15 protein-coding genes and 1 tRNA gene are annotated in these 14,570 nt (G+C 72.5%); 9 read left to right on the top strand and 7 right to left on the bottom strand.

Annotated elements, in window-relative coordinates; all coding sequences use genetic code 11:
- The first annotated feature begins 1 nt into the window (after position 1).
- Together V6U89_RS11200 and V6U89_RS11195 are read left to right on the top strand one after the other, a co-directional pair.
- The gene (locus tag V6U89_RS11200; protein ID WP_334570800.1) at positions 2-403 is read left to right on the top strand and encodes a TIGR03618 family F420-dependent PPOX class oxidoreductase; all 402 of its coding nucleotides are present in this window, start codon (positions 2-4) and stop codon (positions 401-403) included.
- Between the two features lie 39 nt (positions 404-442).
- Positions 443-1,015, top strand: a complete 573-nt coding sequence (locus tag V6U89_RS11195) for a GNAT family N-acetyltransferase (protein WP_334570798.1) — start codon at positions 443-445, stop codon at positions 1,013-1,015.
- Here the strand turns inward: V6U89_RS11195 and V6U89_RS11190 are convergent.
- The gene (locus tag V6U89_RS11190; RefSeq protein WP_334570797.1) at positions 975-1,520 is read right to left on the bottom strand and encodes a CGNR zinc finger domain-containing protein; all 546 of its coding nucleotides are present in this window, start codon (positions 1,518-1,520) and stop codon (positions 975-977) included. The two genes, V6U89_RS11195 and V6U89_RS11190, sit on opposite strands and share 41 nt — an antisense overlap.
- 82 nt (positions 1,521-1,602) lie before the next feature.
- Between V6U89_RS11190 and V6U89_RS11185 the strand changes: the two genes are divergently transcribed.
- Entirely contained in the window at positions 1,603-2,562 is a 960-nt protein-coding gene (locus V6U89_RS11185) for an EamA family transporter (protein WP_334570795.1), read from the top strand.
- Between the two features lie 13 nt (positions 2,563-2,575).
- Positions 2,576-3,268, top strand: coding sequence for an HAD family hydrolase (locus tag V6U89_RS11180; protein WP_334570793.1), 693 nt, complete (start codon positions 2,576-2,578; stop codon positions 3,266-3,268).
- A gap of 90 nt (positions 3,269-3,358) precedes the next feature.
- Here the strand turns inward: V6U89_RS11180 and V6U89_RS11175 are convergent, their stop codons facing one another.
- The gene (locus V6U89_RS11175) at positions 3,359-3,997 is read right to left on the bottom strand and encodes an endonuclease domain-containing protein (RefSeq protein WP_334570792.1); all 639 of its coding nucleotides are present in this window, start codon (positions 3,995-3,997) and stop codon (positions 3,359-3,361) included.
- Positions 3,998-4,366: 369 nt separating this feature from the next.
- Entirely contained in the window at positions 4,367-5,044 is a 678-nt protein-coding gene (locus tag V6U89_RS11170) for an IclR family transcriptional regulator (RefSeq protein ID WP_334570791.1), read from the bottom strand.
- A 63-nt stretch (positions 5,045-5,107) separates the two neighbouring features.
- On the opposite strand from V6U89_RS11170, the gene cysS reads away from it, so the two are divergent.
- Positions 5,108-6,523, top strand: coding sequence for a cysteine--tRNA ligase (cysS, locus tag V6U89_RS11165; protein ID WP_334570790.1), 1,416 nt, complete (start codon positions 5,108-5,110; stop codon positions 6,521-6,523).
- Entirely contained in the window at positions 6,523-7,650 is a 1,128-nt protein-coding gene (gene rlmB / locus V6U89_RS11160) for a 23S rRNA (guanosine(2251)-2'-O)-methyltransferase RlmB (RefSeq protein WP_334570788.1), read from the top strand. Before cysS ends, rlmB begins: the two co-directional genes overlap by 1 nt.
- A gap of 83 nt (positions 7,651-7,733) precedes the next feature.
- Here the strand turns inward: rlmB and V6U89_RS11155 are convergent, their stop codons facing one another.
- Positions 7,734-8,825, bottom strand: coding sequence for an ABC transporter ATP-binding protein (locus V6U89_RS11155; protein ID WP_334570787.1), 1,092 nt, complete (start codon positions 8,823-8,825; stop codon positions 7,734-7,736).
- A 366-nt stretch (positions 8,826-9,191) separates the two neighbouring features.
- On the opposite strand from V6U89_RS11155, the gene V6U89_RS11150 reads away from it, so the two are divergent.
- A tRNA-Thr gene (locus V6U89_RS11150) sits at positions 9,192-9,268 on the top strand.
- A 114-nt stretch (positions 9,269-9,382) separates the two neighbouring features.
- Here V6U89_RS11150 and V6U89_RS11145 read toward each other — a convergent pair.
- Both V6U89_RS11145 and V6U89_RS11140 read right to left on the bottom strand, forming a co-directional pair.
- Positions 9,383-10,321 carry a hypothetical protein gene (locus V6U89_RS11145; RefSeq protein ID WP_334570786.1) on the bottom strand — a complete coding sequence of 313 codons (939 nt, stop codon included), beginning with the start codon at positions 10,319-10,321 and terminating at the stop codon, positions 9,383-9,385.
- Between the two features lie 257 nt (positions 10,322-10,578).
- Positions 10,579-10,989: a hypothetical protein gene (locus tag V6U89_RS11140; RefSeq protein ID WP_334570785.1), complete on the bottom strand. Its 411-nt coding sequence runs from the start codon at positions 10,987-10,989 to the stop codon at positions 10,579-10,581.
- A 98-nt stretch (positions 10,990-11,087) separates the two neighbouring features.
- On the opposite strand from V6U89_RS11140, the gene V6U89_RS11135 reads away from it, so the two are divergent.
- A complete protein-coding gene (locus V6U89_RS11135; RefSeq protein WP_334570784.1) occupies positions 11,088-13,769 on the top strand; it encodes a helix-turn-helix transcriptional regulator in 2,682 nt (893 codons plus the stop codon).
- Positions 13,770-13,816: 47 nt separating this feature from the next.
- On the opposite strand, the gene V6U89_RS11130 is transcribed toward V6U89_RS11135, so the two are convergent.
- A complete protein-coding gene (locus V6U89_RS11130; protein ID WP_334570783.1) occupies positions 13,817-14,044 on the bottom strand; it encodes a hypothetical protein in 228 nt (75 codons plus the stop codon).
- A 105-nt stretch (positions 14,045-14,149) separates the two neighbouring features.
- On the opposite strand from V6U89_RS11130, the gene V6U89_RS11125 reads away from it, so the two are divergent.
- On the top strand, positions 14,150-14,554 hold the full coding sequence (locus V6U89_RS11125; RefSeq protein ID WP_334570782.1) for a helix-turn-helix transcriptional regulator: 405 nt from the start codon (positions 14,150-14,152) through the stop codon (positions 14,552-14,554).
- Positions 14,555-14,570: the final 16 nt, after the last annotated feature.

Raw genomic sequence — 14,570 nt, 5'->3', positions numbered from 1 at the left:
CGTGCTCGCCGCGCCCGGCGCGGACCTGCTCGACCGGCTGGACCGGGAGCGGACCGTCTGGCTCTGCACCCTGCGGCCGGACGGGTCGCCGCACCTAACGCCGGTCTGGTTCCACTACGCCGAGGGCCGGTTCTGGATCGGTACGGCGGAGTGGACCGTCAAGGCCCGCAACGTGCGGGCCGATCCGCGTGTCACGCTGGCGTTGCCGGACACCGACGCGCCGGTCGTCGCGGAGGGTGTCGTGACCGTTGTGCGCCCGCCGTTCGCGCCGGAGGTCGTGGCGGGACTCGCGGAGCGGTACCACGGCTGGGACATCGCGACCGCCGGGCCGGACGGCCAGTACCTTCTGTTCCGGATCGACGTGACCCGGTGGTTGATGGCCGGACGGACGCTGACGGGATAACCCGTCGACCGGTGCGCGGGGTGGCGGCATGATCCCGGCATGACCGAACACGTGCTGCTGGAGACGGATCGGCTGCGGCTGCGCCGGTTCACCTCGGACGACGTGGACCACCTCGTCGAGCTGGACAGTGACCCGGAGGTCATGCGCTTCCTGACCGGCGGCCGGCCGACCCCGCGCGCCACCGTGCGCGACGAGCAGTTGCCCCGGCTGCTGCGCCAGTACGACGAGCACCCGGGTCTGGGGCGTTGGGCGGCGGAGGACCGGGAGAGCGGCGACTTCCTGGGCTGGTTCGCGCTCGACCCGGCCGACGACGGCAAGGAGGCCGAGCTGGGCTACCGGCTGCGCCGTGGCGCCTGGGGGCGCGGCCTGGCCACCGAGGGCTCCAGGGGGCTGATCCGGTACGCCTTCACCGAGCTGGACGTCCGGCGCGTCTGGGCCGAGACGATGGCGGTGAACACCCGCTCCCGGCAGGTGATGGCGAAGTCCGGCCTGCGGTACGTGCGCACCTTCCACCTGCACTTCGACGACCCGGCCCCGGGGACCGAGCACGGCGAGGTGGAGTACGAGCTGCTCAGGAGCGAGTGGCCGCCTTCCGCGCCCGGTACGCGCTGACCGCGGCCCGGTTGCCGCAGCCCGCCTCACAGAACCGGCGGGACCGGTTCTTGGACAGGTCGACCAGCACGTTCTCGCAGTCCGGGTGGGCGCAGATCCGCAGCCGGCCCAGCTCACCGGCCCGTACCAGGTCGGCCAGGGCCATCGCCGCCTCGACCGCCATCCGGGTGGCCAGCGGCGCGTCCCGGGGCACCGCGTGCAGGTGGTACGGCTCGTCGTCGTGCCGGATGAGCTGGGGCAGCGCGTGGGACTCGCGGAGCAGCTCGTTGACGACGGCGACGATCTCGTCGACGTCGGCGTGCCAGATCCGGCGCAGCCGGGGGCGCAGCTCGCGTACCGCCCGCAGTTCGGCCTCGGTGTGTTCGTGCCGGCCGGTCCAGCCGTAGGTGACGACGAACCGGTCCAGCGCCGCGACGTCGGGCAGCCCTTCGTCCTCCGGGTCGTCGGTGTTCACCAGAGCGGTCGCGGCGATCAACCCACATTCGGTGTCATGGGCAAAGAGCAACTTGACTCCTGTCAGAGTCGGCCGTTAGCGTCACCAGCATAGGCGTTGTTCGGTCATGACAACTACCGGCGAGGAGAGCCCGATGCACGAACGATCCGCCGGCGCGGGCCTGGGGCTGGCCCTGCTGTCAGCCGTCACCTTCGCCACCTCGGGCACCTTCGCCCGTTCCCTGATCGAGGCCGGCTGGTCGGCCGAGGCCGTCGTCGTCGCCCGGGTCGGGATCGCCGCCCTGGTGCTGGCGGCGCCGGCCGTGCTCTCACTGCGCGGCAAGGGCGCGGTGCTGCGTCGCACCCTCGGCCCGGTGAGCGTCTTCGGCCTGCTCGGTGTCGCCACCGCCCAGGCGTGCTTCTTCAACGCCGTCCGCTACCTGCCGGTCGGCGTGGCCCTGCTGCTGGAGTACCTCGGCATCATCCTGGTGGTGGCCTGGATGTGGCTGGTGCACGGGCAGCGCCCGCGACGGCTCACCGTGGTCGGCTCGGTCGCCGCGCTGGCCGGCCTGGCCTTCGTGCTCGACCTCACCGGCACCGGCCGCCTCGACCCGGTGGGGGTGCTCTGGGGGCTCGGGGCCGGGGTGGGGCTGGCCGGCTACTTCGTGCTCGCCGCCCGGGTCGACCCCGCGCTGCCGTCGGTCGCCATGGCCAGCGGCGGCATGGCGATCGGCGCCGCGGTCCTCGCCCTGCTCGGGCTGGTCGGGGTGCTGCCGCTGCGGGCCACCTTCGGCGACGTCGAGTTCGCCGGGCAGCGCACCAGCTGGCTGGTCCCGATCGTCGGGCTGTCGCTGGTCGCCGCGGTGATCGCGTATCAGGCCGGCATCGCGGCGACGCGGATCCTCGGCGCCCGGCTGTCGTCCTTCGTGGGGCTGACCGAGGTGATGTTCGCGGTGCTCATCGCGTGGCTGGTGCTGGGCGAGCTGCCCACCGTGGTGCAACTGCTCGGCGGCGCCCTGATCGTCGCCGGGGTGGCACTGGTCCGCCTCGACGAGCTGCGCGGCGACCGCGTCGAACGCTCGGAGACCCCGGCCGAGGAACCCGCCCTGACGTGAGATGGTCGGTGCCGTGCTGACCGTGCTGGTGTTCGACGCCGACGAGACCCTGCTCGACCTGCGCCCGGCGGTCACCGGGGGCCTGGTGGCCGTACTCGAAGAAATGCGGCGGCTGACCCCGGCGGCGGCCGAGGTGTCGCTGGCGGACCTGGAGTCGGACTGGGGCGCGGTCTTCGGTGCGATGAGCGCGGCCCCGGTGCAGGAGATCCGGCGGGCCGCGCTGGCCCGCTCGCTGGCGCGCGCCGGCCTGGCGGAGCGCCTCGACGAGCTGGCGGCGCTCTTCTTCGCCCGGCGGTTCGCCCTGACCCGGCCCTACGCCGACGTGCTCCCCGCGCTGGCCACGCTGCGCCGCCGGTTCCGGCTCGGCTACGCCACCAACGGCAACAGCCGCGCCGAACGCTGCGGGCTCGCCGGCGAGTTCGCCTTCGAGCGGTACGCGCACGACGACGGCCTGCCGAAGAAGCCCGACCCCGGGTTCTACGCGGCGGTCGTCGAGGCCGCAGGCGTGCCGGCGGAGCAGATCGCGTACGTCGGGGACTCGCCCGCCCACGACGTGGTCGGCCCGCAGCGCGCCGGCCTGCGCGGGATCTGGCTCAACCGGCTCGGCCTGCCCTGCCCGCCGGGAGTACGACCCGACGCCGAGATCGCCGGCCTGGCCGCACTCCCGGCCGCGCTGGCCGTCCTCCAGCCGGTCAACGCCGGCTGAGCGTCGCCCCTCGCCTACCGCCGGCCCCGTTGCGGCGGGCCCGTGTCCGGGACGAGTGGAAGGCGCGACACGCCGCACACCGTGACGCGGTCACCGCCGCCAGCCCCGGGCGGCGAGGGCAGTCCGGATCTCACCGAGGAGCGCCGGGAAGTCGTTGCGGAAGCGGCGGCTCGTCACGTGCAGCACGAGCCAGCCGGCGGCCACCAACTGGTTGAGTCGTCGTCGATCGCGGTGCAGCTGGTCGGAGTCGGCGTGCCACTGGCCGTCGTACTCCACCGCCACCCGGAACTCCGGCCAGGTCAGGTCGGGATGCAGGACCAGGCCGGACGGCAACCGGACCGGATACCGGGTGACCGGCCGGGGCAGGCCGCCGAGGACCAGGCGGACCCGCAGGTGGGACTCCGGTGGCGGCTGCGCTCCCGGGTCGGCCAGGTCGAACACCCGGCGGGCCCGTCGACCGCCCGGGCGGTGGGCCTGCCGGCTGGCAGTCTCGGCGAGGGCGTCCCGGGATGTCAGGCCCATACCGAGCAGAGCGTCGACGATCCCGACCGCTCGGACGGGCTCCAGCCAGGCGGCCGTCTCCCAGGCGGCCTGCGCCGGGTCCGACCGGGGGAGGGCTGCAGCGGTCCGTGCCGCGCCGTCCACGCCGGACTGCCCGGAGGGGATCACCGCGTCGCTGGTGTGCACCCGGATGCCCCCTACGGAGTCGAGGCGGACGGTTCGGGGCACCCGACGTGCACGACGTCGCCGAATCCGGCGGCATGGACGACGCCGTGCAGGAAGGCCGCGGACGGGCCGGCGATCACCGCCTCGGGCGGCAGACGGAGCACGGCCGCCTGGCAGGCCAGCGCGTGGTCCCGGTCCAGGCGGGCGTCGGCGTAGACGTCATGGCGGACCGGGATCCAGGAGGCGTCGCGCAGCTGGTGCCGGGACTGTCCCTGTTGGACCTGGCGATGGAGCCTGTGGTAGACGTCCCCCGGTCACCGGCCGCTGCGGCCGAGATCGACTCCGTTTCGCCGGTATGGCGGGGACGCGTCCCGTCCGACACCGCCGTCTCGGCGGAATGGAGTCGATCCTGCCGGGGTCGAGGGTCGAGGGTCAGGAGAGGGCGGCGGCGATCGACTGGGCGGCGGCGAGCACCTGCGCGCCGACGGTGTCGGCGTCCAGTGGGGCCAGCGCCACCACTCCGACGCTCGCCTCCAGACCCGGCACCCCCAGCACCGGCGCCGCCACCCCGTACGCCCCGGGTTGGAGTTCCCCGATGGTGCTCACCGGGTCGGCCACTCCCGACCGGCCGGCGAGGATGGCCAGGCCGGCCGCCCCGCGCTCCAGCGGGTGCCGGGCGCCCGTCCGGTACGCCACGTGCAACGACGTCCAGCTTGGCTCGACCACCGCCAGCGCCACCCCCTCGCCGCCCTCGACGACGGTGAGATGCGCCGTCGCACCGGCCTGCTCAGCCAGCCGGCGCAGCGCCGGCAGTGCTCCCTCGGCGAGCAGGGGCTGGGCCCGCCGGGCCAGGTGCAGCACGCCGGCGCCGAGGCGCAGCCGGCCGTCGCCGTCCCGGCGCAGCATCCCGTGCCCGGTCAGCGCCCCGACCAGCCGGTAGACGGCTGCCCGGCCGATGCCCAACCGGTTCGCCGCCTCGGTCACGGTCAGCCCGGCGGGAGCGTCGGCCACCAGGTGCAGCAGCCGCAGGCCGCGGTCCAGGGTCTGCGCCGTCTCCCCGGGCCGGACCGCCGCGTCCCCGGGCTCGCCGGACCTCGCCGTCGTCTCCACAGCACGCAGCGTACGACCCGGCTCCGGGCGACCCCGGAATGCGTGGACGGCTACCCTTGTACGGTGACGCTACGCCTGTATGACACCGCCACCCGATCGGTGCGGGACTTCGTCCCGCGGGAAGCCGGCAAGGTGGGGGTCTACCTGTGTGGTCTCACCCTCCAGGCCCCGCCGCACATCGGCCACCTTCGCTCCGGCGTCAACTACGACGTGCTGCGCCGCTGGCTGCTCACCTCCGGCTACGAGGTCAACTTCATCCGGAACCTGACCGACATCGACGACAAGATCCTGGTCAAGGCGATGGAGCAGGGCCGCCCGTTCTGGTCCATCGCGTACGCCAACGAGCAGATCCTGGCCGAGTCGTACCGGGCGCTGAACGTGCTGCCGCCGACCTACGAGCCGCGTGCCACCGGGCACATCCCGGAGATGCACCAGCTGATCGCCGAGCTGATCGAGACCGGGCACGCCTACCCGGCCACCGACGGCTCCGGCGACGTCTACTTCGACGTGGCCTCCTGGCCGGCGTACGGGTCGCTGTCCGGGCAGTCGCCCGACGACATGCAGTCCGCCGGGGACGCCCCCGAGCGCGGCAAGCGCGACCCGCGCGACTTCGCGCTCTGGAAGGGTGCCAAGCCGGACGAGCCGGCCGACGCCTACTGGCCGTCGCCGTGGGGCCGGGGCCGTCCCGGCTGGCACATCGAGTGCTCGGCGATGTGCTGGCGCTACCTGGGTGCCGAGTTCGACATCCACGGCGGCGGGTTGGACCTGACCTTCCCGCACCACGAGAACGAGATCGCCCAGTCCCAGGCCGCCGGACTGCCCTTCGCCCGGTACTGGGTGCACCACGGCCTGCTCAGCATCGGCGGCGCCAAGATGGGCAAGTCGCTCGGCAACGCCCTCGACCTGACGTACGTCGACTCGCTCGGGGTGCGACCGGTGGAGCTGCGCTACTACTACGCCGCCGCGCACTACCGCTCCCGGATCGACTACTCGGAGGACGCGCTGCGCGAGGCCGCGGTGGCGTACCGGCGGATCGAGGGCTTCGTCCAGCGGGCCGCCGAGCGGGTCGGCGGCGGGCAGCTCGGCGAGCTGCCGACCGGCTTCGTCGCGGCGATGGACGACGACCTGAACACCTCCGCCGCCCTCGCGGTGCTGCACGAGGTGGTCCGGGACGGCAACACCGCGCTGACCGCCGGCGACGATGTGACCGTCCGCACGACCCTGGCCTCCGCGCGCGCCATGCTGGATATCCTGGGAGTTGACCCGCTGGATCCGGCGTGGACCGGCGGCGACCGCGCCGACGACCTGCGCGGCGTGGTCGACTCCCTGGTCGCGCTGGCCCTGGAGCAGCGTGCGCAGGCCCGCGGCCGCAAGGACTGGGCCGCCGCTGACGCCGTACGCGACCAGCTCAAGCAGGCCGGCGTGGTGGTCGAGGACACCCCGCAGGGCCCCCGTTGGACTATTGGAGAGCAGGACTGATGGCCGGCAACTCACAGCGCCGTGGCCGGCGACTGACGCCGAAGGCGGGCGCCCCCAAGGGCACCGGCGGCAAGGGCAAGGACGCCCTCGCAGGCCGGGGCAGGACCCTGCCCGCCGACGAGCGGCCCTGGCACAAGGCGTACTCGGGCACCGAGAAGCTGCCGCAGCGCACCGCCTGGAAGCAGGAGAAGGAGCGCCGGGCGGCGGCCGAGGAGGGGCGCGCCCCCAAGATCGGTCAGCCGGGCAGCAAGGACACCACCTGGGGTCGCGGCGGTGGCCGGGGTGCTCCGGCGGCCCGTGGCACGGGCGGCCGGGGCGGTAAGCCCACCGGTCGTTCCGGCCCCCGGGTCGCGCCGGGCCGCAAGTCCAACCCGGCGAAGGACACCCCGGAGCTGCTGGTCGGCCGCAACCCGGTGCTGGAGTCGCTGCGCGCGCAGGTGCCGGCGACCGCGCTCTACACCGCGCAGGGCATCGACGTCGACGACCGGGTCAACGAGATCATCCGCACCGCCGCCGACCGGGGCATCGCCATCCTGGAGATCAGCCGCGCCGAGCTGGACCGGATGACCGGCGGGGTGCTGCACCAGGGCATCGGCCTCCAGGTGCCGCCGTTCGCCTACGAGCCCTTCGAGGACATGATCGCCGCGTCGGTGGAGCACACCGCCCCGCTGCTGGTGGCGCTGGACGGGGTCACCGACCCGCGCAACCTGGGCGCGGTGATCCGGTCCGCCGCCGCGTTCGGCGCGCAGGGCGTCTTCGTACCCGAGCGGCGGGCCGCCGGGATCACCGCGACCGCCTGGCGGACCAGCGCCGGCGCGGCCGCGCGGGTGCCGGTCGCCCAGGTCACCAACCTGACCCGGGCGCTGAAGGCCTGCCAGGACGCCGGCTTCATGGTGGTCGGCCTGGACGCCGACGGCGAAACCGACCTGTACGACCTGGAAGCCGCCGTCGGCCCGCTGGTCGTGGTGGTCGGCTCGGAGGGGCGCGGGCTGTCCCGGCTGGTCGGCGAGACCTGCGACCTGACCGTCAGCATCCCGATGATCTCCGACGTGGAGTCGCTGAACGCCAGCGTCGCCGCCGCGGTCACCCTCGCCGAGGTGGCCCGCCGCCGCGCCGCCGAGGTCTGACCGACCCACGCACCCGCAGACGAAAAGGGGCGGCCCGCCGACAGCGGACCGCCCCTTTCGCGTACGTCAGCGCAGCCGGTACGTCAGATCCGCTGGCCGGTGACGGCGTGGAAGACGTGGCTGCGGCCGGCGCGCGGCTTGACGAACACGGTGTCACCCATGTTCGGCATGGTGCGCCGGTCGGTGCGGACCACGAACCGCTCGTTCGCGCCCTCGAGCGCGGCGTGTCCGTAGACGTTGGCGTCCGAGCCGAGGTCCTCGACCAGCTCGACCACGACCGGCATGCCGCCCTCGGTCGGGCTGACCAGGTCGCAGTCCTCCGGGCGGAAGCCGACGGTCACCTTGCCGTTGCCACCCTCCTCCTTGGCCGCGGCGATCTGCTCCCGGGTGAGCGGGATGTGCAGGTCGGCGAAGGCGGCGCCCTGCTCGTTCAGCGGCACCGTCTTGATGTTCATGGCGGGGGAGCCCATGAAGCCGGCGACGAAGACGTTGGCCGGGGTGTCGTAGAGCGCACGGGGGGTGTCCACCTGCTGGAGCACGCCGTCGAGCATGACCGCCACCCGGTGGCCCATCGTCATCGCCTCGACCTGGTCGTGCGTGACGTAGACGGTGGTGATGCCGAGCTTGGCCTGCAGCGACGCGATCTGGGTACGGGTCTGCACCCGGAGCTTGGCGTCGAGGTTCGACAGCGGCTCGTCCATGAGGAAGACCTGCGGCTCGCGGACGATCGCGCGGCCCATGGCCACCCGCTGGCGCTGGCCACCGGAGAGCGCCTTCGGCTTGCGGTTGAGGAACTCCTCCAGCTGGAGCAGCCCCGCCGCCTCCTTGACCCGCCGGTCGATCTCGTCCTTGGAGGTCTTGCGCAGCTTCAGCGCGAACGCCATGTTCTCGTACACCGACATGTGCGGGTAGAGGGCGTAGTTCTGGAAGACCATCGCGATGTCGCGGGCCTTCGGCGGCAGGTGGGTGACGTCCCGGTCGTCGATGTAGATCGCGCCGTCGTCGACGTCCTCGAGGCCGGCGAGCATCCGCAGGCTGGTGGACTTACCGCAACCCGACGGGCCGACCAGGACGAGGAACTCCCCGTCGCCGATCTGCAGGTCGAGCTGGTTGACCGCGGGGCGTTCGGTGCCCGGGTAGATCCGGGACGCCTTCGCGTAGGTGACCGTAGCCATGGTGGTGCGCTTCCTTTCACCGGCAGGAACGTGCCGGACGATCCGAGTGAAGGAGCCACCGGCACCCTCGGTGCCGGTCCTCGGGCGACGTCCCTGGGGCGGCCGGAGCCGATCGGGGGTGTCGTCCGTGTCACTGCACGGTAAACGGCTTTCCCGACCCTGCCAAGACGGGGGACAACGGGTGGGACCGACCGCATACGCATTCCGGTCAGTCGGGCACGCCGGGGCATCAATCGACACGGGCGGCCGCGCGGGCCACGGCGATCCGTCGGCCTCAGGGGTCGGGAAATTGACGTTTTCCGTGCTCGGGACACCTGCCGAGCGGGATTTCCGGACACCAGTCGCTATGCTGACGTCGACACACGCGCCCCTGTAGCTCAGCTGGCCAGAGCACTCGCCTTGTAAGCGAGATGTCGCCGGTTCGATCCCGGCCGGGGGCTCCAACGCCACCAGGCACTCGCCGGCGGACGCTGTGGAGAGCCGTTCGGTTGACAGCAACGCCGACAGCAGCCAGCCGCCGCAGGCCGGGTCCGCACGGACCCGGCCCTCGTGCGTCTCTACTTCCAGCTGGGCTTGCCCCTGCTGGCCGCGAGGGCCCGCTTCGCCCTAGGCGCGGCCAGCGACTCGGTCGTGAGGCCGGCGGTGGCCCCTGGCAGGAAGGCCGGATTGACGGCACCGATGCCGATCACGAAGGACACCACGTCGAGGATCACGTGGGTGGTCTTGAGCGCGTAGATCGAAATGACGTCGGGGACGGTCTCGGTCCAGCCGATCCCCGACATGTACGCGTTCGACAGGGTCTGGCGGTACCCGAAGTTGATCGTCGAGGTGGCCGGTCGCGGGTTGCCCGTCGGGTAGACCGTCAGGAAGCCGGCGCCGACCGGATCGGTGACGGTGAGGTTGCCGAACAGCCCGTCACCGAAGAAGACGAAGTGCGCCAGGCTGATCTGGATGGTCCTGCCACCGAGGACCCGGCCGCTGCTGTCGAGGTTGCCCGACCGGTTGAGGATCCGGCTCCGCGACGCCGAGTACCGGGTGTCGATGACCCGCTGGGGCGTGATCGGAACGATCGTGTTGGAGTTGCCGCTGCTGTGGAGGTAGTCGGAGACGGTGAAATCGTCGATCTGGGCGGTGGTCGCCCAGATGGTGCCCCTTCTGTCCATGCTCAGCGAGCCGGGCGCCGCCTCGTCGTGGATGCCGTCGCCGATCGGCTGGAGCTGCAACGCCGGCGCGGCCAGTACGCGACCGTCGAGAGCGGTGGCGGTCGCGGTGTTCGCCAGCAGCAGAGTGGCGTTGTCCGAGGCGCTGGTCAGGATGGTGGTGGCCGGGCCGGCGTTGTTGTCGGCGCCCTGCAGCACGGCTTCACCGGGAGCGGCCTGGGCCGGGCCGGCGGCGGCCGCCGCCACGCCGGTACCGGCGATCCCCGCCGCCACGGTCCCGGCACGGCGCAGCAGCCCGCGGCGGTCCACTGTTCTGGCGTCCTGTTCGTCAGTCATCTCAGTCCCCCGTCAGGTGGTGGGTGAAAGCCCGGTGTGACGATCCTGACGCTCAGGGAGATCGTTCACATCGACCTATTGGCCTGCGTCAGTCGCTCAGTGCGCTGGCCACCGGCGTCCCAGCCGCCGCCGGCCGAACTGAGCCCGTACGCCGTCCTGCGACAACTGCGGTACCTGATCGTCGACTGCAGTGGACAGCGTCACGCCGCGCACCGGTGCCCGCCCGTCGCGAACGGACACCGGCCGGCGCAGCGGACTCACATCGTCTTGCGAAGGCCGGCGAGCTGCAGGGTGGTGAAGCCGGCGACCACCACCGCCTGTGCGATCACCAGCGCGGTGCCGAGGCCGGTCAGCGGGAACCACCCGGCGATGACCAGCTCCACGCTCGCGACCACCCAGGCGGTGTTGACAGCGATCACGACACCCACGGCGGGCCTGCTCACCCTCGGCTTCGCCGCGAGGAAGAGCAGAGCGGCCGCGAAAGCGACCAGAAACGTACCGATCGGGTAGAGGAACGCGGCGGGAAGGCCGAACATCTCGCCGAAGATCGCCGCGGCGGCGAGGTAGACGACTCCGTTGGCGCCCGAGCCGATCGCGTCCTGCTTGAGGGCGAAGCGGAGCAGCTTGGCGTCGTCGGCGGCCTGGACGGTGCTGGCGGCGGTAACCATCTCGGAGATCCCTTCGTGGTACTGACGTGCGTGTGATCACGAAGCTACGGAGGTCGGCGGATCTTCGAATCAGTCGTCGTGACGGTAGGTTGCCAGGCGTGCTGCACGGGCGGGCCAGGGAACAGGCGCAGATCGAACGGCTGTTGGCAGGCGCCCGCAATGGCCGCAGCGGCACGCTGGTGATGCGCGGTCCGGCGGGAATCGGCAAGTCGGCGCTCCTCGAGTACGCCGCCGGGCGGGCAGCCGGGATGCGGGTGTTGCGCGGTGTCGGTATCGAGTCCGAGGCGGCACTGCCGTTCGCCGCACTCCACCTGCTCCTGCGCACCGGGCTCGACCGGATCCACGCGCTGCCCGACCCGCAGGCCGCCGCGCTCCGCGGTGCACTGGGATTGGGCGACGCCCCGCCGGACAGCCGGTTCCTGGTCGGACTGGCCACGCTGAGCATCCTGTCCGAGCTGGCCGGGGAGGGCGCGCTGCTCTGTCTCATCGACGACGCGCAGTGGTTCGACCAGGCGTCCACCGACGCCCTTGTCTTCGCCGCCCGTCGACTCGAGGCGGACGGCGTCGCCATGATCTTCGCCGCTCGCCCGGATTTCCTTGCCCCGGGGCTTGACGAGCTTTGGCTGGGCGGCCTGGAGAGCAGCGCGGCCGCCGCCCTGCTCCCGGCCGACCTTCCGCCCCAGGTGCGGGAGCGCCTCATCCAGGAGTCGGACGGCAATCCGCTGGCGCTCATCGAGCTGCCCGCCGCGCTCAGCCCCGAACAGCGGGCGGGACGACTGTCGCCGGTGGGTGCGATGCCGGTGGCCGACCGCGTCCAGGCGGCGTTCCACGCGCAGATGGCGGAGCTTCCCGAGCACGCGCGCACCGCGCTGCTGATCGCGGCGGCGGGCGGCTCCGGTGAGCTTGCGACGCTGGTCGCGGCCGGCGCGTCCCTCCACGGTCTCGAAGCGGCCGAGCGGAGCCGGCTGATCGAGATCAGCGGGTCGACCGTCAGTTTCCGTCATCCCCTGATCAGGGCTGCCGCCTATCACGGTGCGTCCGTCAGCCGACGCCTCGCCGTCCATCGCGCCCTTGCCGACGCGCTGACCAGCTCGACCGCGCCGGATGCCGCTGACCGGCGGACCTGGCACCTGGCCGCCGCCGCGCTCGGTCCCGACGAGGACGTCGCGGAACGGTTGGAGGAGGCGGCGGGCCGCGCCCGTACCCGTGGCGGCCACGCCGCGATGGCGGCCGCCTACGAACGAGCCGCCGAGCTCACCGCCGATCCGGTACGCCGGTCCGCGCGGCTGGCCGCCGCCGCGCTGGCCGCGAGTGACGCCGGCCTGATGCGCCGTGCCGCCGCTCTCGCCGACAGCGCCACTCCCGACGTGGACGATCCCACGATGATCCTGGCGCTGACCCAGGTACGCGCCCATCGCGAATTCGAGTTGGGCACCCCGCTGGCGGCGGGCCGAATCATCATGGGCACCGTCCCGCGCGTAGCTGCCCACGCCACCGAGCAGGCCCACTGGCTGCTGGTGGAGGCCGTCCGTTGTGCCTGGTTCGCCGGCGACCCGCGGCTGGCGGAGCAGGCAGCCGCGAAGCTCCGTGCGCTTCCCGGTTCGCCGCTGGTCAGCGAGGCGATCGGGCTGACCCGGCTGCTGCGCGGCGACATCCCCGGCGGGATCAAGCTCATCAGCGAGGTGCTCGACGTACCTGCGCTCGCCGGTCTGGGCGTACCCGGGTTGACCTTCACCGCCGGGGTCTGCCTCTCCGTGGGCCGTGTCGCCCTCTGCGAAGAGATCACCGGACGGGTCGTGGCGGAATGCCAGCAGAGCGGCATGATCGGCTGGCTGGCGTTCGCGCTGCAGGACCGTGGGTTCGCACAGGGATTGCTCTGCTCGTACGGCGAGGCGCTGGCGACGCTCGACGCGGGGCTGCGGCTGGCGACGGAGCTGGGTCACGAGCACCGGGTCACCCACCTCACCAGCTGCATCGCCTGGGTGCTCGCGCATCAGGCGGATGTGTCGGGGTGCCGCGAGAAGGCCGAGGAAGGTGTCCGGCGAGCCGACGACCAGGGGCTGGTTCTCGCCGCGAGCATCGGGCGCTGGGCCCTCGGCCGGCTCGAACTCGGCCTGGGGCACCCGGAGGCCGCCCTGCGGCAGTTGGAAGCGATCCCGCCGAGTGGAATCGGAGTCCTCTGCGCCGCCGACCAGGTCGACGCAGCCGTCCGCAGTGACCAGCCGGAACGCGCGAAGGAACCGCTGGAGCGCTATCTGACCTGGGCACGGCACGTCGGTCAATCGGCGTCGGACGCGATCGCCCTACGCTGCCGGGCCCTCGTCGAGCAGGATGAAGCGCACTTCGAGGCGGCGGTTCGTGTCCACGGGAGCGGCGATCAACCATATGAACAGGCGAGGACGCGGCTCGCCTACGGTGAGTGGCTGCGCCGGGCCCGAAGGCGGGCGGACGCCCGGGCACAGCTACGCGGCGCACTGGAAATCTTCGATCGGCTCGGTGCGGAGCTGTGGGCCGGGCGGGCCCGTGCCGAGCTGCGTGCGACCGGGGACGTGCCGGCCGCGCCCCGCAGGGCCGGTGACCCGCTCAGTGTCCTCACTCCTCAGGAACGGGAAGTCGTCCGGTTGGCGGCCGGTGGCGCCTCCAACCGCGACATCGGCGCCCAGCTCTTCCTCAGCCCGCGGACCGTCGGCTACCACCTCTACAAGGCGTTCCCCAAGCTGGGCATCACTGCCCGATCCCAGCTGGCCGCCATCGTCCGGTCCTCCTCGATCGACTGCTGACGCCCGCGCCGCCGGTGGCGCGGCCGGCCCCCTCGGGTGGGGCCGCCTCACTCGCCGCCGTTCGACTCCTCGTGGAAGTAGACGGTCAGCGAGTACCAGTCACCGTGCTCGTTGATCTCGCTCTCGAAGGTCACGTCCTGGATCCACACCGGCCCGAGTTCCTCGATGGTGTCCGCGACCCGCCGGAGCAGCGCCGGTACGTCGTCCTGGCCGGGTCCGACGGGGTTCGCCGTGGCGAAGTACCGGACGGTGGGGAATTCGGAAACCTCGTTCACAATTAGATTGTTGCATCGATAGATACCGCTGTGTTGTCCCTCGGTGCCGGCGCCAGGCGACGGCGATAGCCTGGCGCTGACGGCGGGGACGACGGGTGGGGGCCGATGAGTCGTGCGGTGGAGGAGTCGAACCGGGCCATGCTGCGCGCCCGGGACGCGATGGACCGGGCGTACGCCGAGCCGCTGGACATCCCGGCGCTGGCCCGGATAGCGCTCGTCTCCGAGGCGCACTTCATCCGGACCTTCCGCGCCACCTTCGGCGAGACCCCGCACCGCTACCTGCAACGGCGGCGGGTGGAACGCGCGATGTCGCTGCTGGTCGAGAGCGAGCGGGACGTGACGGACATCTGCTTCGCGGTCGGCTTCAGCAGCCTCGGGACGTTCAGCCGGACGTTCCGGCAGATCGTCGGCGAGTCGCCGAGCGACTTCCGCAGGCGCCGGTCGGCCGTCGCCGCGCGCGTGCCGAGCTGCTTCACCAAGGCCTGGACCAGACCGAGCAGTTTTGGATAAGCGGCAGGTCAGGCCC

The sequence above is a fragment of the Micromonospora sp. CPCC 206171 genome, from assembly GCF_036906755.1.
Taxonomy (GTDB): domain Bacteria; phylum Actinomycetota; class Actinomycetes; order Mycobacteriales; family Micromonosporaceae; genus Micromonospora; species Micromonospora purpureochromogenes.
Note: the sequence above shows the minus strand (reverse complement) of the source record. Positions and strands in the feature narration are given on the sequence as shown.